Here is a 23,059-nt window from a genome sequence, read left to right as displayed (position 1 = left end):
CCATTATTTACTCCGGCCGCTGTCAACCGGTAGATGACCGACCAGATCGAGGTTCGCGGGGCGGAAGAGCACAACCTCAAGGACCTCGACGTCTCGATCCCGCGGGAGTCGCTGACCGTCGTCACCGGCCTCTCCGGATCGGGCAAGTCCTCGCTCGCCTTCGAGACCATCTACGCCGAGGGCCAGCGCCGGTACATCGAGAGCCTCTCGGCGTACGCCCGGAACTTCCTCGGCCAGATGGACAAACCCCAGGTCGAGACCGTCGAGGGCCTCTCCCCCGCCATCTCCATCGACCAGAAGAACGCCGCCAACAATCCCCGCTCGACGGTGGGGACCGTCACGGAGCTCCACGACTACCTGCGGCTGCTCTACGCTCGCGTCGGCACGCCCCACTGCCCCGAGTGCGGCCGCGAGGTCGGCGAGCAGTCCGCCCAGAACATGGTCGAGCGGATCACGGCGCTCCCGGAGGGTACCCGCCTGAAGATCGCGGCGCCGGTCGTTCGCGACCAGAAGGGCGCCTTCGAGGACCTCTTCGACGAACTCGTCTCCGAGGGCTACGCCCGCGTGGAGGTCGACGGCGAGGAACAAGATCTCACGATGGACCGGCCCGACCTCGACGAGAACTACGTCCACACCGTCGACGTGATCGTCGACCGCGTGAAAGTCGGTCCGGAAGACCGCCCGCGGATCGTCGACAGCGTCGAGACGGCGCTCGAGGAGGCCGACGGCGTCCTCAAGCTGATCCTCCCCGATCCTCCCGCGGACGCCGCCGAGAACCTCGGCGAGGAGGCCCGACGGACGGGCGACCTCGGCGCGGCGGGCGAAGACGACGGTGAGGACGGCGACGGCGATGACGGTGAGAGCGACCGCCTCGTCGTCGAGTTCTCCAAAGAACTGGCCTGCACCCACTGCGGGATCGACATTCCCGAGATCGAGACGCGCAGCTTCTCGTTCAACTCGCCCCACGGCGCCTGTCCCGAGTGTCAGGGCCTCGGCGAGACCAAAGAGATCGACGAGTCGCTCGTCGTCCAGGACCCTTCGAAACCGCTCAAGCAGGTCTTCGAACCCTGGAGCTACACCCGATCGTACTACCGAACCCGCCTCGACGCGGTGGCGGACCACTTCGACGTCTCGCTCTCGACGCCCTTCGAGGAGCTCGAGGAGTCGGTCCAGCGGGCCTTCCTCTACGGGACGAGCGAGCAGGTGCTGTTCCAGCGCTCGACGCGCAGCGGCACCCGCCGCAAGCGCAAGCGGTTCGAGGGGGTGATTCCGAACCTGGAGCGTCGGTACCTCGAGACCGACTCCGATTCGACTCGCGAACACATCGAGAAGTACATGTCGGCGACGGCGTGTCCGGCCTGCGACGGCACCCGGCTCAAGGCCGCCTCGCGGGCGGTGCTCGTCGACGGCACGTCGATCACCGCCGTCAACGCGATGAGCATCGGCGACGCCCTCGAGCACTTCGAGAGCCTCGAGGCGGACCTCACCGAGCGCGAGAAGGTGATCGCCGAGGAGATCCTCAAGGAGATCCGCGCGCGACTGAGCTTCATGTGCGAGGTGGGGCTCGACTACCTCACCCTCGATCGAGAGGCCTCGACGCTCTCCGGCGGGGAGAGCCAGCGCATCCGGCTCGCCACCCAGATCGGCGCCGGTCTCGTCGGCGTGCTCTACGTCCTCGACGAGCCCTCCATCGGCCTCCACCAGCGCGACAACGACCGTCTCCTCAACACCCTGGAGGAGCTGCGGGACCTCGGAAACACCCTGATCGTCGTCGAGCACGACGAGGAGACGATGCGCCGGGCGGACACCATCGTCGACATGGGCCCCGGCCCCGGCAAGCGCGGCGGCGAGGTCGTCGTCAACGGGCCGATCGAGGAGGTCAAAGCCTGCGAGGAGTCGATCACCGGCGACTACCTCTCCGGGCGCGAGCAGATCCCCGTCCCCGCCGAGCGTCGCGACCCGGACGGCGCGGTGACCGTCCTCGGCGCCCGCCAGCACAACCTCGACGACGTCGACGTCGACGTCCCCCTCGGCTGTTTCACCGCGATCACCGGGGTCTCGGGGTCTGGGAAGTCCACCCTCATGCACGAGATCCTCTACAAGGGGTTGGCCCGCGAGATGAACGACAACACGAGCGTCATCCCGGGCGACCACGACGCGATCGAGGGGATCGCGGCGATCGAGAACGTCCGCCTGATCGACCAGGCGCCGATCGGCCGCACGCCGCGGTCGAACCCGGCCACCTACACCGGCGTCTTCGACTACATCCGCGAGCTCTTCGCGAGCACGAAGCTCGCCAAGCAGCGCGGCTACGAGGTCGGCCGCTTCTCGTTCAACGTCAAGGAGGGTCGCTGTGCGGAGTGTAGCGGTCAGGGGACGGTGAAGATCGAGATGAACTTCCTCTCGGACGTCTACGTCCCCTGCGAGGAGTGCGACGGCGACCGGTACAACGACGCCACCCTCGACGTCACCTACAAGGGCAAGACCATCGCGGACGTCCTCCAGATGAGCGTCGAGGAGGCCTACGACTTCTTCGAGTCCTCGAGCCGCATCCGTCGCCGCCTCCAGCTCCTGCGAGACGTCGGTCTCGATTACATGCGGCTGGGCCAGCCCTCGACCACCCTCTCGGGCGGCGAGGCCCAGCGCATCAAGCTCGCCGAAGAGCTCGGCAAGAAGGACACCGGAGACACGCTCTACCTGCTCGACGAGCCCACGACGGGCCTGCACAGCGAGGACGAGCGCAAGCTGATCGAGGTCCTCCACCGGCTCGTCGAGAACGGCAACTCGGTCGTCGTCATCGAACACGAACTCGACCTGGTGAAAAACGCCGACCACGTGATCGACCTCGGCCCGGAGGGCGGCGAGAACGGCGGCGAGGTGATCGCCACGGGCACCCCCGAGGAGGTCGCCTACGCCGACGGCTCGTACACGGGCGAGTACCTCCGGGACCTGCTTCCCGACGTCGACCTCGAGGGCCCGCGCGGCGAGCGCGTCGAACCCGTCACGGCGCCCGCCTCGGACGACGACTGAGCGACCCCGCCACGCGCCGTCGGGCGCGAGCGCCTCGCGGGTCCACCGACCCCGAGGGTCGCCGGCGACCGGTCCGCGGTACCGGCCCAAGAGCCTTTGCCACCGCCGTCCGACTATCGGGGGATGCCCACCGTCCACGTCGCCACGGAAGACCGGGTCCTCGCCGTCGATCACGATGGAGAGCGCACCGACGCGTCCGACGGCGAGCGCGCCGACGCGTCGACGACCCGCCTCGACGCCGGCCGCCTGCAGTGCGTCGCCGGGCCGCCCGACGACCCGGACCGACTCTACGTCGGCACGTTCGAGGAGGGCTGTCTCCGATCGACCGACGGCGGCGAGTCGTTCGAGCGCCTCGCCGTCGAGGGCGGCGACCCGGTAACGGCCCTGTCGATCTCGCCGCACGATCCGGAGACCGTCTACGTCGGGACCGAACCGAGTCGCGTCTACCGGACGCGGGACGGCGGGGACTCCTGGAGCCACCTCGACGGGATCGCCGACCTGCCCTCCGAATCCGAGTGGTTCTTCCCGCCGCGGCCGGACACCCACCACGTCCGCTGGATCGCCGTCGACCCGTTCGACCCCGATCGACTCCACGTCGGCATCGAGGCGGGCGCGTTCGTGCTGAGCACCGACGGCGGAGAGAGCTGGCGCGAGCGCCCCGAGGGGTCCCGCCGGGACAATCACAGCCTCGCGACCCACCCGGGGCGGGAGGGGCTGGTCTACGCCGCCGCGGGAGACGGCTTCGCTCGCTCGACCGACGGCGGGGAGACGTGGGACCACCCGCAGGTCGGCCTCGATCACCGCTACTGCTGGTCGGTCGTCGCCGATCCCGGCGACCCCGACGCCGTGCTCGTCTCGAGCGCGGCCGGCGCGTCCAGCGCTCACCGCCACGAGACCGCCGAGTCCCACGTCTACCGAACGCGCGGCGACGAGGCCTGGGAACGCCTCGAGGATCGCGGGCTACCGACCGGCGAGGGCGTCGTCAGGACCGTCTTCGCGACGGGGAGCGAGCCCGGGGTCGTCTACGGCGCGAACAACCGGGGGCTCTTCCGGACGGACGACTTCGGCGACGCGTGGGCGCGCGTCCGGATCGAGTGGGACGAGGCGCTGGAAGAGCAGGTGCCGCGGGGGATGGTCGTTCGAGGGTAGCCCGGGGCGGCGACGGGGTGGTCGAAGGTCGTCCGGCCCGGCCGCGGGAGAGACGGCCGACCGACGGCACGTACGCCGAGGCGACGGGTGGGTGCTTCGAAATCCTTTTAGCGCCGACACGGGCATAGTAGGGTAACTGAGTGATATCATGGAAATCGACGTCATCTCCGAGGAGGAGAATCCGATGTTGCACCGCACGGACGTCACGTTCGAGCTGATCCACGACGAGGCCACGCCCTCGCGCCTGCAGGTCCGGGACAGCCTCGCGGCGAAGCTCAACAAGGACGCCGACGAGGTCGTCGTCCGTCAGCTCGACACGAAGTTCGGGATGCGAAAGACCGTCGGCAACGCGAAGGTCTACGAGACGGCCGACGACGCCGCCGACGTCGAGCAGGACTACATGCTCGAGCGCAACAAGATCGGCGTCGAGGCCGAAGACGACGCCGAGGCCGAGCCCGAGGAGGCCTGAGATGTCCCGCCACGAGCTCTACAACGACGACGGCACCGTCGACCGCGAGGCGTGCCCGCGCTGCGGGGACGCCTACCTGGCCGACCACGGCGACCGCCAGCACTGCGGGAAGTGCGGGTACACCGAGTGGGAGTAAAGCGATGCGCCGAGGACCGAGCGGGGCGAGGTCCTCGGGAACGCGAACGGCGACAGGAGGAAGCCGTGAGCGGGGTCCGCGACGGCCGCCCCCGGACCTCGGATGCTTCGGCCCGTCGCCACCGCTGACGCACCGATCGTGACCGACCGAACGCGCATTCTCGGAATCGAGGGCACCGCCTGGGCGGCCAGCGCGGCGCTGTACGACTGCGCGACCGATTCGACCGTCATCGAGAGCGACGCCTACCAACCCGACAGCGGCGGCATCCACCCACGGGAGGCCGCAGAGCACATGCACGAGGCGATCCCCGAGGTGGTCGGGACGATCCTGGATCGCGCCGCGGAAACCGCCGCGTCGGCCGGTCGCGAGACGGACGAACCGCCGGTCGACGCCGTCGCGTTCTCCCGCGGGCCCGGGCTCGGGCCCTGTTTGCGCGTGGTCGCCACCGCGGCCCGCGCGCTCGCCCAGACGCTCGAGGTTCCCCTGGTGGGCGTCAATCACATGGTCGCCCACCTCGAGATCGGACGGCACGCCGCGGGCTTCGACGATCCGGTCTGTCTGAACGCCAGCGGCGCCAACGCCCACCTGCTGGCCTACCGTAACGGCCGCTACCGGGTGCTGGGCGAGACGATGGACACCGGCGTCGGCAACGCGATCGACAAGTTCACCCGTCACGTGGGCTGGTCTCACCCCGGCGGTCCGAAGGTCGAAGCGGCCGCGAAAGACGGCGAGTACGTCGAACTCCCGTACGTCGTCAAGGGGATGGACTTCTCGTTTTCTGGGATCATGAGCGCCGCGAAGGCGGCCTACGACGACGGCGTCCCCGTCGAGGACGTCTGCTACGGACTCCAGGAGACGGTCTTCGCCATGCTGACAGAGGTCTCGGAGCGGGCGCTCTCGCTGACCGACGCCGACGAACTCGTCCTCGGCGGCGGCGTCGGTCAGAACGACCGGCTCCGGGAGATGCTCGCGACGATGTGCGAGGAACGCGGGGCGGCCTTCCACGCTCCCGAACCGCGATTCCTCAGGGACAACGCGGGCATGATCGCCGTCCTCGGCGCGAAGATGTACGAGGCGGGCGACACGCTCGCGGTCGCGGACTCGCGGGTGAATCCGGACTTCCGGCCGGACGACGTTCGGGTGAGCTGGCGACCGAGGTCCGAGCGGAGTGGGGACCGCGGAGTAGCGAGCGGCGAGCGGAGCGAACCGCGAGCCCCCGATTCCGATCGAGGCGAGGGTCGCGAAATCGCGAGCGGTGACGACGGGGGCCGCGAGCGGGACGGGCCGCTCCGCGGTCGAGAGGTGGACGCAAACACGACGGAGCGCGACGTCAGAGGCGCCGAAGCGGTCGTCTCGATCGACCCGGAGGCCGACCGCGTGATCAAACGTCGCGTCCCCAAGACCTACCGCCACCCCGAACTCGACGACCGCCTCCGCCGCGAGCGCACCGTCCTGGAAGCGCGGCTGACGAGCCAGGCGCGGCGGGTCGGCGTCCCGACCCCGGTCGTCCGCGACGTCGACCCGCGGGAGGCGACGATCGCCTTCGGGCACGTCGGCGACCGCGAACTGCGGGCCGCGCTCGCGGTCGAGCCCGTCGCCGCCGTCGGACGGCACCTGGCGGCCGTCCACGGCGCCGGCTTCGTGCACGGCGACCCGACGACGCGGAACGTCCGCCTGGACGACGAGCGCACCTACCTGATCGACTTCGGACTCGGCTACCACACCGACCACGTCGAGGACTACGCGATGGACCTGCACGTCTTCGACCAGAGCCTCGTCGGGACCGCGGCCGACCCCGGTCCACTGCGCCAGGCGTTTCGCGAGGCCTACCGCGCGGTCGGCGACGAGGCGGTCCTCGCGCGGTTGCGTGAGGTAGAGGGCCGGGGTCGTTACCGGGGCGAGGGGTAGCCGGTTCGGTTTCGCCGGAGCGGTCGGTTTCACCGGAGCGGTCGGTTTCGCCGGAGCGGTCGGACTTTTCACCGTCGCCCGCGACGAGCGAGCCATGAGCGACGGAGCCGATCGACGCTGTTACGCCTGCGATCGATCGGACGAGGGTCCGCGAGCGCGCTGTGAGTGCGGCGACCCCCTGTGGTTCCCCGTTCGAGAACCCGACGAGTGGCCGGGGGCGAGCGCCGAGGGCGGGCCGTCGACGCCACCGGGCGCGGGCATCCGACGATACGGATCCCTGCTCCCCGTCGACCCGGCGCCGGCGGACCTGGGCGCCGGCGGTACGCCGCTGATCCGCGCCGGGCGCCTCGACGAGGTCGCCGGCTGCCGGGTCTGGCTCAAGGACGAGGGCCAGAACCCGACGGGGAGCTTCAAGGATCGGGGGAGCGCCGTCGGCGTCGCCGCGGTCGTCGGCGAATCCGGCCACGAGCGGGTGGGGACGGTCTCACACGGCAACATGGCGCTGAGCACCGCCGCCCACGCCGCGGCCGCGGGGGTCGAGTGCGTCGTGCTGGTGCCCGCCGACGTCCCGGCCGCGCGACTGTCGGCCATCGCGCGCTTCGACCCGACGATCGTCCGGGTTCGGGGCGACTACGGCCGGCTCTACCGCGACGCCCTCGCGCTCGGGCCCGAGCGCGGAATTCGATTCGTCAACTCCGACGTCCCGCTCCGAGTGGCCGGGCAGAAGACCCTGGCGTACGAACTCCTCGACGCGGCGCCCGACCTCGACGCGATCGTCCTGCCCGTCAGCAGCGGCGGCAACGCGAGCGCCGTCTGGAAGGGACTTCGCGAGGGGCGCGCCGCCGGCCTGGTCGACGAACTCCCCCGCCTGTACCTCGTCCAGGCGGCCGCCTGCGACCCGATCGCGTCGGCGTTTCGGCGGGACGAGGGGGCGGTCACGCCGACGACGCCGGGCGAGACGGTCGCCTACTCGATCGCCAATCCGGACCCGCCGAGCGGGACGCGGGCGCTCGCGGCCGTCCGCGATACGGGTGGCGCCGTCGTCTCGGTCGGGGACGAGGGGATCCGGGCCGCGCGAGATCGACTGGCGCGGCGGGCCGGCGTCCGCGCCGAAGCCGCCGCCGCGACCCCGCTCGTGGCGCTCGACCGGCTGACCGACGCCGGCGAGATCGCCGACGACGAGGCCGTCGCGTGCGTGGTCACCGGCCGAGGCTACGGCGGGACCGACGGATCGGAACCGGATACGCCGGTCGTCGACCGAGACGGACTGGCCGCGGCCCTCGACGCGTAGGCGACCGCTCGACGCGCCCGCCGCGCGACCGGGAGGCCGAACCCGTCTCGCGGCGGCCTTTCGAGCCGCGACGGTGCACGCAATACTCTTGTCGGGGCGGGTTCTATCAGCGATCATGGCAGACAAGTCGACCTCCGGAGAGATTCTCGGCGTACCGTACAACTTCGAGCGACCGAGCATCGGTCGGATGCTCTCGGCGTACTGGAAGCCGGGCGAGCGCATGATCGTCGAGAAGCCCTTCGGCATCGGGTACACCCTCAACCTCGCCAACTGGCGCTCGTGGATCGTCGTGGCCGTCGCCGCCGTCCTGCTCTGGCAGGAGAGCCAGACCGACGCGGACGGCGAGGGCGGGGCGGAGGAACCGGTCGAAGTCATCGTCGACGACGATTGAGGGCACCGACGACGCCTGAGGCCGCCGACGGGTGTTCTCGAGCCGTCCGGAACGTCGACGAGCGGCGAGTACATGCGAAACGTCGACGAGCGGCGAGCGCATGCTAAGCGCCGGCGAGATTTCTCGAACCGGCCGGGACAGTCCGCCCGCCGTCCCCGGCGAACCGACGCCTATATTCGCCCCCGGGTCCCGCCCTCGCACATGCCCGTCCGCTTCGTCACCGGCAACGAGGGGAAAGTCCGGGAGGCCCGCGAGTACTTCGCCGACGTTGAGGCGGTCGAACAGATCCAGTACGACTACGCCGAGATCCAGCACGACTCCCTGGCGGAGATCGCCACCCGCGGCGTCCGGGAGGCCTACGCGGCGATCGGCGACGACATCCCCGTCTTCGTCGAGGACTCCGAGCTCGCGATCGAGGCGCTCGGGGGCTTTCCGGGGCCGTACTCGGCGTACGTCGAGGACACCCTCGGGATCGAGCGCGTGTGGGAGCTCGTCGCCGACGAGGAACGCCGCCGGGCGCGGTTTCGGTCGGTGATCGCGTACGCGTCGGGGGATCCGGCGGACCCCGACGTGGAGACGTTCACCGGCTCCGTCGCCGGAACCATCGTCGCACCACGCGGCGAGGGCGGATTCGGTTACGACCCGATCTTCGAGTACAACGGGACGACGATGGCGGAGCTGTCCACCGAGGAGAAGAACGCGATCTCCCACCGCGGGCGCGCGCTCGAGAAGTTCGCGGAGTGGGTCGCGGAGCACCGCGATTGAAATCGGATTTCTTCGATTTGTTCTCGAACGCCCGAGAATCGGGCACCACCGGTTCGACAACGTCCGTCGCGTTCCCGTGCGATTCGCGACGGAGAACGAGCGGCGATCCGAGACCTTCCGCTCGGGTCGCGCACGTCATTTCCGGACGACGTCGAACGTCAGTTCGAGGCGACGTCCCACGCCGAAACCCCGTCCCACGCCGAAACCCCGTCCCACGCTGAAACCCCGTCCCACGCTGAAACCCCGTCCCACGCCGGAGCCGCGTCGCACGTCGCGACCCGGCCGGCGGGGAGAACGGATCGGCGACAATTTTATATCGATAAACCTCGATCTATCGAGCGACGCCGCGGCGCGATCGACGACCCGCCGCGGCTCGAGCGGAGACCGACCATGACCGAAGAGTACGACGCCGACGCGGCGGTCCCGGAAGCGGCCTGCGAGTCGCTCGACGGCCTCTACGACGACGCGGACCTGGGGGCCTGCGTCGCGGCGCTGACGGAACGACGACCCGAGGAGACGACCGTCGAAGCGGCGGCGGCCGTCTTCGGGGCGCTGGCTAACGATCACCGGATCCGGGCGCTGTCCGCGCTCCGGGAGGGCGAGCTCTGCGCCTGCGAGCTGCAGGTGGTCCTCGAGGCGCCCCAATCCACGGTCGCCACCCATCTCGGGCGGCTGCGAGAGGCCGGACTCGTCAAGACGCGAAAGAAGGGTCGGTGGACCTATTATCGGATCGCCGACACCGCCGTCACGGAGCTCCTGGAACTGGCCGACGCGATCGACGCGCCCGCGGAATCGGACGACTGACCGAGACGAATCGACCGCGAGACGGACGACGGAGACCGAATTAAGATGACCGACGACACCACCTGCTGCGAACCGGCCGAGAGCGGAGACCGGAACCAGTTGACCGACGACACCACCTGCTGCGAACCGGCCGAGAGCGCACCGGGAACCGAGCGCGACGGGCGAAGCGATCGACCGACGAACCACGTCCGAGAACGGTACGCCGAGATCGCCCGGAAGCGGAATGCCGGGGCCGATCAGGGACGAGACGACGGGGCCGATCGGGGACGAGACGCCGAAACCGGCCGGAGCGACGAGTCGGGCTGCGAACCCGGATGCGGGCCGGACCCGATCGACCCCGACGAGCGGAGCCGGAGCGTGGGGTACGAGGACGAGGACCTCGCGGCCGCGCCGGACGGCGCGAACATGGGACTGGGCTGTGGCAACCCCGTCGCGATCGCCGCGCTGGAACCGGGCGAGACGGTGCTCGACCTCGGCTCCGGCGGCGGCTTCGACTGCTTCCTCGCGGCCCGCGAAGTCGGCACCGAGGGGACCGTCATCGGCGTCGATATGACGCCGGAGATGGTCGAGCGGGCGCGGGAGAACGCCCGCGAGAGCGAGCTCGACAACGTCGAGTTCAGGCTGGGCGAGATCGAGCACCTGCCGGTCGCCGACGAGTCGGTCGACGCGATCATCTCGAACTGCGTGATCAACCTCTCGGCGGAGAAGCGACGGGCGCTCGCGGAGGCCCGCCGGGTCCTCCGGCCGGGCGGCCGACTCGCGATCTCGGACCTGGTGGCGACGGAGCCGCTGCCCGACGCGGTCCGTCGGGATCCGGACCTGGTCTCGGGATGCGTCGGCGGGGTGGCCACCGTCGAGGAGTTCGAAGCCTGGCTCGCCGAGCTCGGCTTTGCGGACGTCGAGGTGATCGTCGAGGGCGAGTGGGATGGGACCTACGAGGGCGAGTCGCTCCCGATCGTCTCCGCGCGGATCGAGGCGACGAAACCGACCTGAGTCGACTCGGACGCCCGGCGCGCGAGCCGTGACGACCGTGATCTCGCGGGACGGTCGGAGGGAGTCCCCCGAGCCGGAATCGGTACCGATCCGGGCGACCGGAACCGTCGCGACGATCAGGCCCGCGGATCGCGATCGGGGCCGGGGTACTCGCCGTCGGCGACGGACGGGTACAGCCGCTCGGGATCGAACAGTCGCGCGAAGGCGTCCGGCGAGCGGACGCTGACGTCGACCCGCGGCCTGAGCGAGAGGTTCGCCGTCGTCGAGGTCAACCCCTCGTCGAACGAGAGGACGTGGGCGGCTCCGCTGCGGTAGGCGGACGCCAGCGCGGGGTGGTCACCCGCGGGATGGTCGACGCGGATCCGTTCGCCCTCGAGGCGCGCGCGGTGGGCGGCCGCCAGGCCCGCGTCGGCGCGTTCCGCGACCAGCGCCTCGGCGTCTTCGAGCAGCGGATCGCTCGCGGCCAGTTCGACCCAGTCGTGCCGTCGAACGTGGTCGAGCGCCTCGCGGGCGGCCCCGCCGGCGAGTAGATCCGCCGCGAGCACGTCCGCGTCGGCGACGATGCGAGCGGGGTTCGGCGGACCGTCGTCGACCCCGGCGTCTGCCCGGGGCGGGTCCGCCCCGTCGTCGGCGGACGGGCCGTCGGCGGATGCGGTGGACTGGCCGTCGTCGGACGCGGCGGACGGGCCGTCGGGGGACGCGGCGGACTGGCCGTCGGCGTCAGGGTCGCCGGCCGTATCGTCGCGTTCCGCCTCGCCGGCCTCCGCCCGTCGGCGCTCGAGCGATTCGCCGATCGCCGCCGGGGAGACGTCGTGCTCGCGTGCGCGGTCGTAGAGTTCGCCCCAGGAGTCGGTCATCGTCGGTCGTTGGCTCTCCCGGGTGAAAACGGGTCCGTTACAGCACGCCCGCGCCGTCCAGCAGCTCGCGGATCTCCCGGCGCTCGTCGTCGGCGAGCGGCCGGAGCGGACGCCGCGGCGGGCCGGCGGGCCGCCCGCGCAGCGCCAGGGCCGCCTTCACGCCCGCCACGCCGTACCGACCGACCATCGTCCGGTTGAGTTCCGCGAGGTCGGCGTTCAGCCCCCGGGCGGCCGCCCGCTCGCGCTCGCGGTGCAGCCGGAAGATCTCGCTCGCCAGCGCCGGGACGGCGTTGGCCAGCGCGAGGATGCCGCCGTCGGCGCCCGCGTCGAGCGCCGGCGCGTAGACGCCGCCGCTGCCCACCAGCACGTCGAAGTCATTCGGCGTCCGGCGGATCGTCCGCTGGAGCGCGCCGACGTCGCCGCTCGAGTCCTTGACGCCGACGACGTTCCCGTGGTCGGCCAGCGACGCGATCGTCCGCGGCGAGAGCGTCACGCCGGTGAACATCGGCACGCTGTAGAGGTAGATCGGTAGCGGGCTCTCCTCGGCGAGGTCGCGGTAGTACGCCGAGAGCGCCGCGGCGTCGGGGTCGTAGTACGACGGGGTCACCACCAGCGCGGCGTCGGCGCCGGCGTCGGCCGCATCCTCGGTCGCGGCGAGCGTCGGCTCGAACCCCTCTCGACCGGTTCCCGCCAGCACGGGCCCGTCGGCGGCCTCGGCGACGGTCTCGACGATCGCTCGCCGCTCCTCGCCCGAGAACAGCGGCGCCTCGCCCGTCGAACCGCACGGGACGAGGAAGTCCACGCCCGCGTCCTCGACCCAGCCGACCAGGTCCGCGAGGCGATCGTGATCGACGGCACCCTCCTCGGTCAGCGGCGTCGCGATCGGAATCCCGGTTCCTTGCATGGGGGCCGTTACGGGACCGGATCCAAAAGCGTCGCGGGTTCCGGGCGGCCGAGACCGTGTCGGCGTCGGTGCGAATCGAGTTCGACCCCGCTGATCGTAATTCCGCAATTCCGATGTGAGATAATAGACGAGACCCACGGCGAAACCGACACGGCACCGGCCCGGCGGTTCGGTGCTTCTGCTCGCGCCGGCGATCGACCACGTTCCCGGGTGGCTTCCGGCGCGTCCGGGAGAGGCCTACAGCCAGCACGCGGTGACGACCGTGCTGGCGTTCTCGCTGATCGGCATCGGCGCGACGCTCGTGCTCGTCTCCCGGCGTGCCGAGCGCTGAGCGAGCCCATCGTCGACGTTCGTAAAACGACCGATCGTCGGCATTCGAAAACGACCGATCGTCGACGGTCGACCCACAGTCGGCCGACATCGGTCGGAGCCGACCGACTGCTTACTGACCGAAGCCGTCGTCGTCCTGAGAGCCGGCGTTCGGATCGATCGAGTCCCCGAATTCGCCGACGTCCTCGGCGTCCTCGGCCGCCTCGGGTAGCGTGATGTCGACCTCCTCGTTGTGGTTCGTGATCAGCATCTCGGTCTCCGTCGTCAGCTCCTGGCCCATCTGCTCGACGGTCAGGTCCATCTCCACCTTGTGGAGGAACTCGGTGGACTCCTCGACGAAGAGCCGGTAGTCGACGGACTCGATCTCCATCTCCTGTTCGTCGAACTCGTCTTCGGCTTCGAGTTCCTCCCTGAGTTCCTCGGTGAATTGGAGTTCGAGAACCGTGGTCTCGACGCCGTTGACGGTCTCCGTACCGGTTTCCTCGACGTCGGCCCCTTCGATGTAGTCCGTCTGGCCCTCGAGCGTCTCCTGGTCGGCCCAGACCTCCTCTTGTTCGTCCTCGGGGACGCTCATCTTCATCCAGGAGTCGTCCATGCCCATGCCGGCCGCGTGCGTGTAGATGGCGTCGTCGATGAAGTAGACCTGCTGTTCGATCGATTGACCCATCATCTCGGTGTCGATCAGCATCTCGAGCTTCTGGGCGGCGTAATCGACGGCACCGTCGCCGGTCATCGTCACTTCGCCCATCTCCGTTTCCATCGTCTGGGTCAGTTCGAACTCGTAGCTCTCGACCTCGTCGATGCCGTCGAGCAGCGCCGCCTGGGTGATCTCCCCGTCCTCGGCGTCGTCATCGGTCCCGTCGTCGGAGGTCCCGAGCGTCCCCACGCAGCCCGCTGCGAGGACGAGCAAGACCACTCCGAGTACCGCCAATCGTGCGCGTCTCATACGAGCACGTCTCGGACGACCGATACCTAAATGTTTCCAATCTATCTTTCGAGAACTGAACGCGAGTAGCGACACCGTCGGTCGGTTTTCGGTTCATCGAGACCGGCCACGGATCGTTTCGCCCGTCGAATGTACCGGTCGTTCCGCCCGTGGAATCCACCGATCGTTTCGCCCGTCGAATCCACCGGTCGATCGGCCACGAGCGGAGTCCCCGGACGGGTCGCGACGTCGGGGAGACACCACGGATTTGTACCACCGGCGAATAGGGACGCACATGAACGACCCCGTACCCGACTCGCCGCCGATCGCGCTGACAGTGGCGGGAAGCGACTCCGGCGGCGGCGCCGGGATCCAGGCCGATCTCGCGACGTTCGCCACCCACGGCGTCTACGGAACGTCGGCGATCACGGCGGTCACCGCCCAGCACACCCGCGGCGTCGAGTCGACGCACGTGCTCCCGCCCGCGGAGGTGGAGGCTCAGCTCGAGGCGGTCCTGGGAGACTTCGACGTCGCCGCGGCGAAGACCGGTATGCTCGCGACGACCGAGATCGTCGAGCTCGTCGCCGACCGCGCCGCCGAGGTCGCGTTTCCGGTCGTGGTCGATCCGGTGATGGTGGCGACCTCGGGCGACCGGCTGCTCGAACCCGAGGCCGAGCGGGCCTACGAGGCGCTGATCGCGGAGGCGGCGATCGTGACACCCAACGCGGACGAGGCCGCCGCCCTCACCGGCGTCGAAGTCACCGACGAAGCGAGCGCCCGCGAAGCCGGACGGGCGTTCGTCGAGCTGGGCGCCGACGCCGCGCTCGTCAAGGGCGGGCACGTCCCCGGAGGGACGGTCCGGGACGTCCTCGTCACCGCGGAGGGGATCGAGACCTTCGAGCACCCGCGCGTGGACACCGACGCCACTCACGGTTCGGGCTGTACGCTCGCGGCGGCGATCGCCGCCCGGCTCGCCCGGGGCGAGGTGCGATCGACCGCGGTCGAGGGAGCGACCGACTTCCTCGCGCGGGCGATCCGGCACCACTACGACGTCGGCCGCGGCCCGGGAGCGGTCAACCACTCCGTGGATCGATAACGGGGGCTCGAGCGTCTCGGGTCGCCGCAGTCGACCCGGCGCGGCGGTGGCGGCGAATTTTTACCGGACCCGCCCGTCACTCGGCGCATGGTCGAGAGTCCGTTCGACGTCGAGATCCGCGTCGGCGAGGTCCTGAAGGCCGAGGCGTTCCCGGAGACGAACAAGCCGTCGATGACCAAGCTGTGGATCGACCTCGGGGAGGACCGCGGCGAGATCCAGTCCGCGGCGCAGCTCGACCGCCATTACGACCCCGAGGAGCTGGTGGGTCGGCGGGTGCTCTGTGCCACGAACCTCGGCTCGGTGCGGATCGCCGGGTTCGAGTCCGAGGCGCTGACCGTCGGCGTGCCGAGCGACGAGGGGTATCCGGTGCTGGTGAGCCCCGACGAGGAGTTCGACGTGTCCCTCGGCGCCGTGCTGTACTGAGTACGGCGCGCCCGCCGAGTGTGTCACCCGACGGCGTCCCGCCCCTCGGTGGCGCCGCTGACGGCGCCCGTGAGCGAGGAGTCGGTTGGAGGTGCGCGCTTCGAGATCCGCGACGAGGACGCCCCGGTGACGGACTCGGAGCCGGCGGGCGCGTCCTGACGAGCGCCCGACCGCCGACCGCCGAAGACGGCTTCCAGGGAACGCCCGATCGCCGGCCCTCGGAGGCGGCCTCCCGGGAACGGCGAGTTCGACCACTTCCACCTCGGAACCCGCAGCGTTTTTGCGGTCGCCGAACAGTCTCCGGGTATGACCGAGGCGACGGGCATCGTCGGGGAGTTCCTCTCGCTGAAAGCCGAGACCGACGCCGACCTGCTGGCGATGCAGTGTGGGGACTTCTACGAGTTCTTCGGCGAGGACGCCGAAACGGTGGGCGACGAACTCGACTTGAAGGTGACGTCGAAATCCTCGCAGGGCCAGTCCTACCCGATGGCGGGCGTACCGCTGAACGACCTGACCCCGTACCTCACCGCGCTGGTCGAGCGCGGCTACCGCGTCGCCGTCGCCGATCAGTACGAGACGGAGTCGGGCCACGCCCGCGAGGTCGTCCGCGTGGTGACCCCGGGAACGCTCCTCGAGACGGCCGACGCCGACGCCCAGTACCTGGCGGCGGTCGTCGCCGCCGACCGGAGCGTGGACCTCGACTCGAGCGCGAGCGGCGCCCACGCGGCCTGGGCCGCGGGATCGGGGGGCTCCGCGAGCGCTGGCGACGCACCCGACGACGGCGAGGCCGCCTACGGGCTCGCCTTCGCCGACGTGACGACGGGACGCTTCCTCGTCGCGAGCGCGAGCGACCCCGACGAGGTGTTGACCGAGTGTTACCGGTTCGATCCCGTCGAGGTCCTGCCCGGCCCGGGCGTGCGCAACGACGACGAGCTGGTGACCGCGATCCGCGACCGGACCGACGCGTCGCTGTCGCTCCACGAGTCCGAGGCGTTCGCTCCCAAGCGAGCGGCTCACGCCGTCCGCGAGCAGTTCGGCCGCGAGACCGTCGACCGGCTCGACCTCCCGGAACCCGCCGTCGCCGCCGCGGGCGCCGTCCTCTCGTACGTCGAGGAGACGGGCGCCGGCGTGCTGGCCTCGATGACCCGCCTGGGAACCCACCGCGGCGACGACCACGTGGCGCTCGACGCGACGACCCAGCGCAACCTCGAGCTCACGGAGACGATGCACGGCGAGCGCGACGGGACGCTGTTCGCCACGGTCGACCACACCGAGACGAGCGCCGGCGGTCGGCTGCTCGCCGAGTGGCTCCAGCGACCCCGACGCTCCCTCGACGTTCTCGAGCGCCGGCAGGCGAGCGTGGCGGCCCTCGCGAAGGCCGCGCTGGCCCGCGACGAGATCCGCGAGCTGCTGGACGGCACCTACGATCTGGAGCGGCTGGCGTCGAAGGCGACCCACGGGAGCGCCGACGCGCGGGACCTGCTGGCGGTGGGAGACACCCTCGAGCTGCTCCCGCGACTCGCGGAGGCGGTCGAAACCGATCCGACGCTCGCGGCGTCTCCCCTGCCGGAGATCCTGGGCGAACCCGATGGCGAGGCGGCGGCCGACCTTCGGGGGACCCTCGCCGAGGCCCTCGCCGCGGAGCCGCCGTCGACGGTCACGGAGGGCGGGCTCATCTGTCGGGGCTACCGCGAGGAGCTGGACGAAGTGATCGACCGCCACGAGGAGCTGAAACGGTGGTTCAATACGCTGGCCGAGCGCGAGTCCCGCCAGCACGGGCTCTCACACGTGACCGTCGACCGCAACCGCACGGACGGCTACTACGTCCAGGTCGGCCGGTCGGCGGCCGACGGCGTGCCCGACCACTACGAGGAGATCAAGGCGCTGAAGAACTCGAAGCGGTTTACGACCGCGGAGCTCGAGGAGAAAGAGCGCGAGATCCTCCGCCTGGAAGAGCGCCGCGGCGACCTGGAGTACGAACTCTTCTGCGAGCTGCGCGAGGCGGTCGCCGGGGCGGCCGAGCTCCTCCAGGACGTCGGCCGGGCGCTCGCGACCGTCGACGCGCTGGCGAGTCTCGCCAGCCACGCCGCCGAGAACGGCTGGGTCCGTCCGGAGCTCCACGCGGGCGACGGGATCGAGATCGCCGCGGGCCGCCACCCGGTCGTCGAGCAGACCACCGAGTTCGTCCCCAACGATGCGCGCCTGGGCTCGTCGGCCGACGGGCAGGAACGTGCCAGCGGGCGCGCGACGGACGACCGGCGGTTCCTCGTGGTGACCGGCCCCAACATGTCCGGCAAGTCGACGTACATGCGTCAGGTCGCCACCATCGTCCTGCTCGCCCAGGTCGGCAGCTTCGTCCCCGCCCGCGAGGCCCGGATCGGACTCGTCGACGGCATCTTCACCCGCGTCGGCGCGCTCGACGAGCTCGCCCAGGGCCGGTCGACGTTCATGGTCGAGATGAGCGAGCTCTCGAACATCCTCCACGCCGCGACCGAGGACTCGCTGGTGATCCTGGACGAGGTGGGCCGGGGGACCGCGACCTACGACGGCATCTCGATCGCCTGGGCCGCCACCGAGTACCTGCACAACGAGGTCGGCGCGAAGACGCTCTTCGCGACCCACTACCACGAGCTGACGTCGCTCGCCGAACACCTCCCGCGGGTGGCGAACGTCCACGTCGCGGCCGACGAGCGCGACGGCGACGTCACCTTCCTCCGGACGATCCGGGACGGGCCGACCGACCGCTCCTACGGGATCCACGTGGCCGACCTCGCGGGGGTCCCGGACCCCGTCGTCGACCGAGCGAGCGACGTGCTCGACCGGCTGCGCGAGGAGAAGGCGATCGAAGCGCGAGGTGGCGGGTCGGCCGAGCCCGTACAGGCCGTCTTCGACCTGGAGAGCGGGACGATGCGGACGGGCGGAGGCGACGGCGGTCCACGGGTGAGCACCGACGAGGGTGTCACGGAGGCACCGGCCTCGACCGACGGCGGCGAGGCGGGTGCGACGGCCGGCGAAGGGGCGACGAGCGAGGCGGAGAACGAACCCGCGATCGATCCCGAGACCGCGAAGATACTCGAGGAACTCGCGTCGGTCGACGTCAACGAGACGCCGCCGGTCGAACTGCTGGGGCGCGTCCAGGAGTGGCAGGAGCGCCTTGACGCTGACGGGGAGCGGTAACGGAACGGCGACGCCGCTTCGGGCTCGGGCACCGAACCGATCCGGCAGGATCTTCAGGGGCCGTCGCTCACCTAGATCCGAACGACGAATGCACCGCAGAGCGATGATCGCCGGCGCGTCCGCATTTCTCGCGCTCCCCGGGTGCGGATTCCTGGCGGACGATGAGAGCGGCACCCACGGCGACGAGATCGAGAACTACGAGCGCGGCACGCTCGAGGTCGTCGTCGACGGCGAGCCGATCGACCTCTCGGCGGATCGGTTCCAGGCCGAGCACGCCGACGAGTACTCGATCGACTTCCACTTCCACGAGTTCGACGACTACTGGTACATGGAGGGCGATCGGGTGACGTTCGCGGGGGGAATCGACCGCCTGCCCCACTTCGCGTACGAGGAGACCGTCCGCGGGCACGTCGTGACCGCCGACGGGACGACCTACGACGAGGCCGACGAGGGGACGGCGATCGAGTTCGAGGCGAACGGCGAGCCGGTCGACCCGACCGAGTACGACGTCCGGGACGGAGACGAGCTCCGCGTCGAGATCGAGACCGACGGGTGAGAGCCCGAGCTGGCGCGACCCCGCGGGTCGAATACACCCCCGTAATGAAGGGGTCGACAGTTATCCCCTCCCCCGTGCGAATTGTACCCATGTCACGCGCGGCGACGGTACCTGGGCACCACGGTGAATCGAACGAGCGTCCCACCGGGAGGAGCGGACGATGAGCCGGGACGCGGACGTCGTGATCGTCGGCGGCGGCTGCATCGGGGTCACGATCGCCCGCGAACTGGCGACCGACCACGACGTCACCCTCCTCGAACGGGGCCAGATCGCCGGCGAGACGACCGGGCACGCGTCGGGGATCGTCCAGCCGCAGTACCAGTTTCCCCACCTCCCGGAGGCGGGCCGACTGGCGTTTCGGTTCTTCGAGGGGCTCGACGGGCACCGAAACTACGAGTACACCGAGCGGGAGTTGGTGAACCTCCACGGACCGGCGGAGACCGAGGCGGCCCGGAAGTACGCCGAGCTCGTCTCGCGAGACGGCGGCTACGACGCGGAGTGGCTCGACGCCGCGGCGATCGAGGACCGATATCCGGGCGTCTTCGACACGAGCGAGGAGAGCCCGATCGCCGGCGGAATGGCCTACGAGCGGATGGGGTGGATCGACCCCTACACGTTCGCGACGACGATGAGCGAGGACGCCGCGGAGCGGGGGGCCGCGATCCGGACCGGCGTCGGGGTGACCGACCTCCTCGTCGAAGACGGCGCCGTCGCGGGCGTGGCCACCGACGACGGCGAGATCCGGGCCCCGACGGTGATCGTCGCGGCGGGTCGGTGGTCGCGAGCGCTCCTCGAGCCCCACCTCGAGGTCCCGATCCAGCCCGAGCGGTTCTGGCACGTCAACCTGGAGAGCGACGCGGTGAGCGACGACCGCGTCAGTGAGGAGTACCCCCAGTGGTACATGGACCTCGACTTCGGGGACGACCTGCCGGCCGAGCTCGGGCTGGACGGGTTCATGGCGACGTTCTGGCGCCCGGAGCACAGCGGCGAGCTCCACGTCGCCGGCATCGAGGGGCTGCTCCCGCCGGAGCCGTCGGTGAAACACGGCGTCGACGAGGCGTTCCACCTGCTGCTCGCCGAACGCATCGAGGAGCTCCTCGCCGAGTTCGACGGGGCGGCGATCGCGAGCGACGGCTGCTGTCCGACCGGCGACGCGATGTCGCCCGACTGGCTCCCGATCGTGGACGCGCCGGCCGACGCCCCCGACGGGCTGGTCGTGGCCACCGGCTTCAGCGGCCTCGGACTGACCGCGTCGCCGATCGCCGCCGCGGCGGTTCGCCAGCTCGTCGGCGGCGACGTCGCGCCGTTTCCGCTCGACTCGCTCTCGATCGACCGCTTCGACGATCGGTCGGCGGACTTCCCGGAGCCGCCGTTCGACGTCTTCGACGTGAGCGTCTTCGAAGCGGGCGAGTGAGCGCGTTCGAGCGCGCCGAGTGATCGACGACTATCGGACGGAATCGGGCACGCGGATACGGACCTCGACGGGCCGGCCCGGCGCGACACTGGATTCATAGGGTTCGACCGCCACCTCCCGAACGATGAGCATCGGCGAGCCCGCGGGGCGATCGTTCGACGGGCATCGACGCGAGCGGATCGGGACGGGACCGCGTCGGGGACCGGCGGGCGCTGGCGACGAGACCGGAGGGGATCGACCGTGACCGCCGACGACACCGACATCCGCCGGCTCGACGAGGACACCGTCGCCCGCATCGCCGCGGGCGAGGTGGTCGAGCGGCCCGCGAGCGCAGTCAAGGAGCTCGTCGAGAACGCCCTCGACGCCGACGCCTCCCGGATCGACGTCGCGGTCGGGGCGGGCGGCACGGAGCTGATCCGCGTCGCCGACGACGGCCGCGGGATGACCGAGGCCGACCTGCGCGCCGCCGTCCGCCAGCACACGACGAGCAAGATCGCGAGCCTGGACGACCTCGAGTCCGGCGTCGCCACCCTCGGCTTCCGCGGGGAGGCGCTGCACACCATCGGCTCGGTCTCGCGGCTGACCATCCGGAGTCGCCCGCGTGCGGACGCGATCGCGGAGCGCGGCGTCGACGCGGCCGGAGCGGGCGACGCCGACAGCGACCCCGCCGCCGGCACCGAACTCGTCTACGAGGGCGGCGACGTCGTCGCCGTCGAGCCCGTCGGCTGCCCCGAGGGCACCACGGTCGAGGTGGCGGACCTCTTCTACAACACGCCCGCCCGACGGAAGTTCCTCAAGACGACGTCCACGGAGTTCGCCCACGTCAACCGCGTGGTGACGCGGTACGCCCTGGCGAACCCCGACGTGGCGATCTCGCTGACCCACGACGGCCGGGAGGTGTTCGCCACGACCGGGCAGGGAGACCTCCAGGCGGCGGTGCTGGCCGTCTACGGCCGCGAGGTCGCCGGCGCGATGATCCCCGTCGAGGCCGACGGCGACGAGCTCCCGCCGGGGCCCGTCGAGTCGGCGTCGGGACTCGTCTCCCACCCAGAGACGAATCGCTCGACCCGGGAGTACCTCGCGACGTACGTGAACGGGCGGGCGGTCACCGCGGACGCGATCCGCGAGGGGATCATGGGCGCCTACGGCGGCCAGCTCGGCGGCGACCGCTACCCGTTCGTCGTCCTCTTTCTCGACGTGCCGGGCGACGCCGTCGACGTCAACGTCCACCCGCGCAAGCGCGAGGTTCGCTTCGACGACGACGACGCCGTCCGTCGACAGGTCGACGCCGCCGTCGAGGCGGCGCTGCTCGAGCACGGACTGCTCCGCTCGCGGGCGCCGCGCGGACGATCCGCGCCGGAGGAGGCGCGAGTGGAACCGGATCGGGGTTCGGGGGCGACCGAAGGTGGCGAGTCGAACGCCCCGAGCGACCGAGGGTCCGGCGGGGCTTCGGCGGAACGGTCGGACGCTCCCGACCCGTCGGGACGACCCGAACGCGCCGACCCGTCGGGACGAACCGAACGCGCCGACCCAGCGCCGGAAGAGTCGTCCCCGGCGGAGCGACCCGCGGACGAGCCGGTCGATGGCGGCGCGACCGTCGGCGGCTCGCGGTCGACCCCGGACCAGCGGGATCGAGACGAGGGCGGTGCCGGCACGACGAGCGCGCCGAAGGAGTCGAGTGCCGGCGGCGAATCCGCGCGCACAGCCGACGCGACCGAGCCGGAAACGGCGAACGAGGGCGACGCCGGCCCGTCGGACGCGAACGACGCGACGGCGACCGCCCCCGCGCCCGAGGACCGCCCCCGTCCCGCCGCGGACCCCGACCGTCTCAGTCCCACCGCGGAACCCGGCCGCAAGTTCGACGCGGGTGCCGAACAGCGAACCCTCGAGGGCGAGGCGGCGACGCTGGACGCCGAGTTCGACTCGCTGCCGCCGCTGCGCGTCCTGGGACAGCTCCGGGACACCTACCTCGTCTGTGAGACGCCGGACGGCCTGGCGCTGGTCGACCAGCACGCCGCCGACGAGCGGGTCAACTACGAGCGCCTGCGCGAGGCGTTCGCGAGCGATCCGGCGGCGCAAGCGCTGGCCGAGCCGGTCGAGCTCGAGCTGACGGCCGTCGAAGCCGCCGCCTTCGACGACGTTCGCGAGGCGCTCTCGCGGCTCGGGTTCTACGCCGACCGCGTGGGCGATCGCACCGTGGCGGTGACGACGGTACCCGCCGTCCTCGACGAGACGCTCGATCCCGAGCGGCTGCGGGACGTCCTCTCGTCGATCGTCGCGGGCGACCGCGACGCGGGGGCGGAGACCGTCGACGCGCTCGCCGACGAGTTCCTCGGCGACCTGGCGTGTTACCCCTCGATCACGGGCAACACCTCGCTCGCCGAGGGGTCGGTCCTCGACCTCCTGTCGGCGCTCGACGACTGTCACAACCCGTACGCCTG

At 70.9% G+C, this 23,059-nt stretch carries 19 protein-coding genes and 1 pseudogene; 17 read left to right on the top strand and 3 right to left on the bottom strand.

Annotation, left to right across the window (positions count from 1 at the left end; all coding sequences use genetic code 11):
- Positions 1-33 precede the first annotated feature (33 nt).
- From uvrA to arsM, 10 genes are all read left to right on the top strand, one after another.
- Positions 34-3,030 carry an excinuclease ABC subunit UvrA gene (gene uvrA, locus QZT59_RS06505; RefSeq protein ID WP_290813058.1) on the top strand — a complete coding sequence of 999 codons (2,997 nt, stop codon included), beginning with the start codon at positions 34-36 and terminating at the stop codon, positions 3,028-3,030.
- 123 nt (positions 3,031-3,153) lie between these two features.
- Positions 3,154-4,179 carry a hypothetical protein gene (locus QZT59_RS06500; protein ID WP_290813045.1) on the top strand — a complete coding sequence of 342 codons (1,026 nt, stop codon included), beginning with the start codon at positions 3,154-3,156 and terminating at the stop codon, positions 4,177-4,179.
- A gap of 148 nt (positions 4,180-4,327) precedes the next feature.
- A complete protein-coding gene (locus QZT59_RS06495; RefSeq protein WP_290813042.1) occupies positions 4,328-4,648 on the top strand; it encodes a 30S ribosomal protein S24e in 321 nt (106 codons plus the stop codon).
- Position 4,649: 1 nt separating this feature from the next.
- Complete coding sequence (locus tag QZT59_RS06490; RefSeq protein ID WP_290813039.1) at positions 4,650-4,784, top strand: 30S ribosomal protein S27ae; 135 nt, start codon at positions 4,650-4,652, stop codon at positions 4,782-4,784.
- Between the two features lie 138 nt (positions 4,785-4,922).
- Positions 4,923-6,692: a bifunctional N(6)-L-threonylcarbamoyladenine synthase/serine/threonine protein kinase gene (locus QZT59_RS06485; protein WP_290813036.1), complete on the top strand. Its 1,770-nt coding sequence runs from the start codon at positions 4,923-4,925 to the stop codon at positions 6,690-6,692.
- A gap of 94 nt (positions 6,693-6,786) precedes the next feature.
- Positions 6,787-7,983 carry a pyridoxal-phosphate dependent enzyme gene (locus QZT59_RS06480; protein ID WP_290813033.1) on the top strand — a complete coding sequence of 399 codons (1,197 nt, stop codon included), beginning with the start codon at positions 6,787-6,789 and terminating at the stop codon, positions 7,981-7,983.
- Between the two features lie 115 nt (positions 7,984-8,098).
- Positions 8,099-8,374 (top strand): DUF5808 domain-containing protein, encoded by a 276-nt coding sequence (locus tag QZT59_RS06475; RefSeq protein WP_290813030.1) that lies wholly within the window; start codon positions 8,099-8,101, stop codon positions 8,372-8,374.
- Between the two features lie 201 nt (positions 8,375-8,575).
- On the top strand, positions 8,576-9,139 hold the full coding sequence (gene rdgB, locus QZT59_RS06470; RefSeq protein ID WP_290813027.1) for an RdgB/HAM1 family non-canonical purine NTP pyrophosphatase: 564 nt from the start codon (positions 8,576-8,578) through the stop codon (positions 9,137-9,139).
- 390 nt (positions 9,140-9,529) lie between these two features.
- The gene (locus QZT59_RS06465; protein WP_290813024.1) at positions 9,530-9,943 is read left to right on the top strand and encodes a metalloregulator ArsR/SmtB family transcription factor; all 414 of its coding nucleotides are present in this window, start codon (positions 9,530-9,532) and stop codon (positions 9,941-9,943) included.
- Positions 9,944-9,988: 45 nt separating this feature from the next.
- A complete protein-coding gene (gene arsM / locus QZT59_RS06460; protein WP_290813021.1) occupies positions 9,989-10,936 on the top strand; it encodes an arsenite methyltransferase in 948 nt (315 codons plus the stop codon).
- A 116-nt stretch (positions 10,937-11,052) separates the two neighbouring features.
- Here the strand turns inward: arsM and QZT59_RS06455 are convergent, their stop codons facing one another.
- Complete coding sequence (locus tag QZT59_RS06455; RefSeq protein ID WP_290813132.1) at positions 11,053-11,499, bottom strand: hypothetical protein; 447 nt, start codon at positions 11,497-11,499, stop codon at positions 11,053-11,055.
- A gap of 331 nt (positions 11,500-11,830) precedes the next feature.
- Positions 11,831-12,697: a dihydrodipicolinate synthase family protein gene (locus QZT59_RS06450; protein WP_290813018.1), complete on the bottom strand. Its 867-nt coding sequence runs from the start codon at positions 12,695-12,697 to the stop codon at positions 11,831-11,833.
- A 172-nt stretch (positions 12,698-12,869) separates the two neighbouring features.
- Here QZT59_RS06450 and QZT59_RS06445 point away from each other — a divergent pair, with 172 nt between their 5' ends.
- Positions 12,870-13,028: a hypothetical protein gene (locus QZT59_RS06445; protein WP_290813015.1), complete on the top strand. Its 159-nt coding sequence runs from the start codon at positions 12,870-12,872 to the stop codon at positions 13,026-13,028.
- 111 nt (positions 13,029-13,139) lie between these two features.
- Here the strand turns inward: QZT59_RS06445 and QZT59_RS06440 are convergent, their stop codons facing one another.
- Positions 13,140-13,973, bottom strand: coding sequence for a hypothetical protein (locus tag QZT59_RS06440; RefSeq protein WP_290813012.1), 834 nt, complete (start codon positions 13,971-13,973; stop codon positions 13,140-13,142).
- Between the two features lie 274 nt (positions 13,974-14,247).
- On the opposite strand from QZT59_RS06440, the pseudogene thiD reads away from it, so the two are divergent.
- The 6 genes and pseudogenes from thiD to mutL form a co-directional block, all read left to right on the top strand.
- Positions 14,248-15,039 (top strand): annotated as a pseudogene (gene thiD / locus QZT59_RS06435) (bifunctional hydroxymethylpyrimidine kinase/phosphomethylpyrimidine kinase); the annotation flags it as partial.
- Positions 15,040-15,135: 96 nt separating this feature from the next.
- Positions 15,136-15,471, top strand: coding sequence for a tRNA-binding protein (locus tag QZT59_RS06430; protein WP_290813008.1), 336 nt, complete (start codon positions 15,136-15,138; stop codon positions 15,469-15,471).
- 306 nt (positions 15,472-15,777) lie between these two features.
- Positions 15,778-18,648: a DNA mismatch repair protein MutS gene (gene mutS / locus QZT59_RS06425; RefSeq protein ID WP_290813005.1), complete on the top strand. Its 2,871-nt coding sequence runs from the start codon at positions 15,778-15,780 to the stop codon at positions 18,646-18,648.
- An 88-nt stretch (positions 18,649-18,736) separates the two neighbouring features.
- Positions 18,737-19,204 (top strand): hypothetical protein, encoded by a 468-nt coding sequence (locus tag QZT59_RS06420; protein WP_290813002.1) that lies wholly within the window; start codon positions 18,737-18,739, stop codon positions 19,202-19,204.
- Positions 19,205-19,364: 160 nt separating this feature from the next.
- Positions 19,365-20,618, top strand: a complete 1,254-nt coding sequence (locus QZT59_RS06415) for an FAD-binding oxidoreductase (RefSeq protein ID WP_290812999.1) — start codon at positions 19,365-19,367, stop codon at positions 20,616-20,618.
- 240 nt (positions 20,619-20,858) lie between these two features.
- Positions 20,859-23,059 (top strand): DNA mismatch repair endonuclease MutL (gene mutL / locus QZT59_RS06410; RefSeq protein ID WP_290812996.1); only part of this gene is annotated, 2,201 nt, incomplete at its 3' end.

Source organism: Halovivax sp., from assembly GCA_007119345.1.
Classification (GTDB): Archaea; Halobacteriota; Halobacteria; order Halobacteriales; family Natrialbaceae; genus Halovivax.
This window is presented reverse-complemented; position numbering and strand designations above follow the sequence as displayed.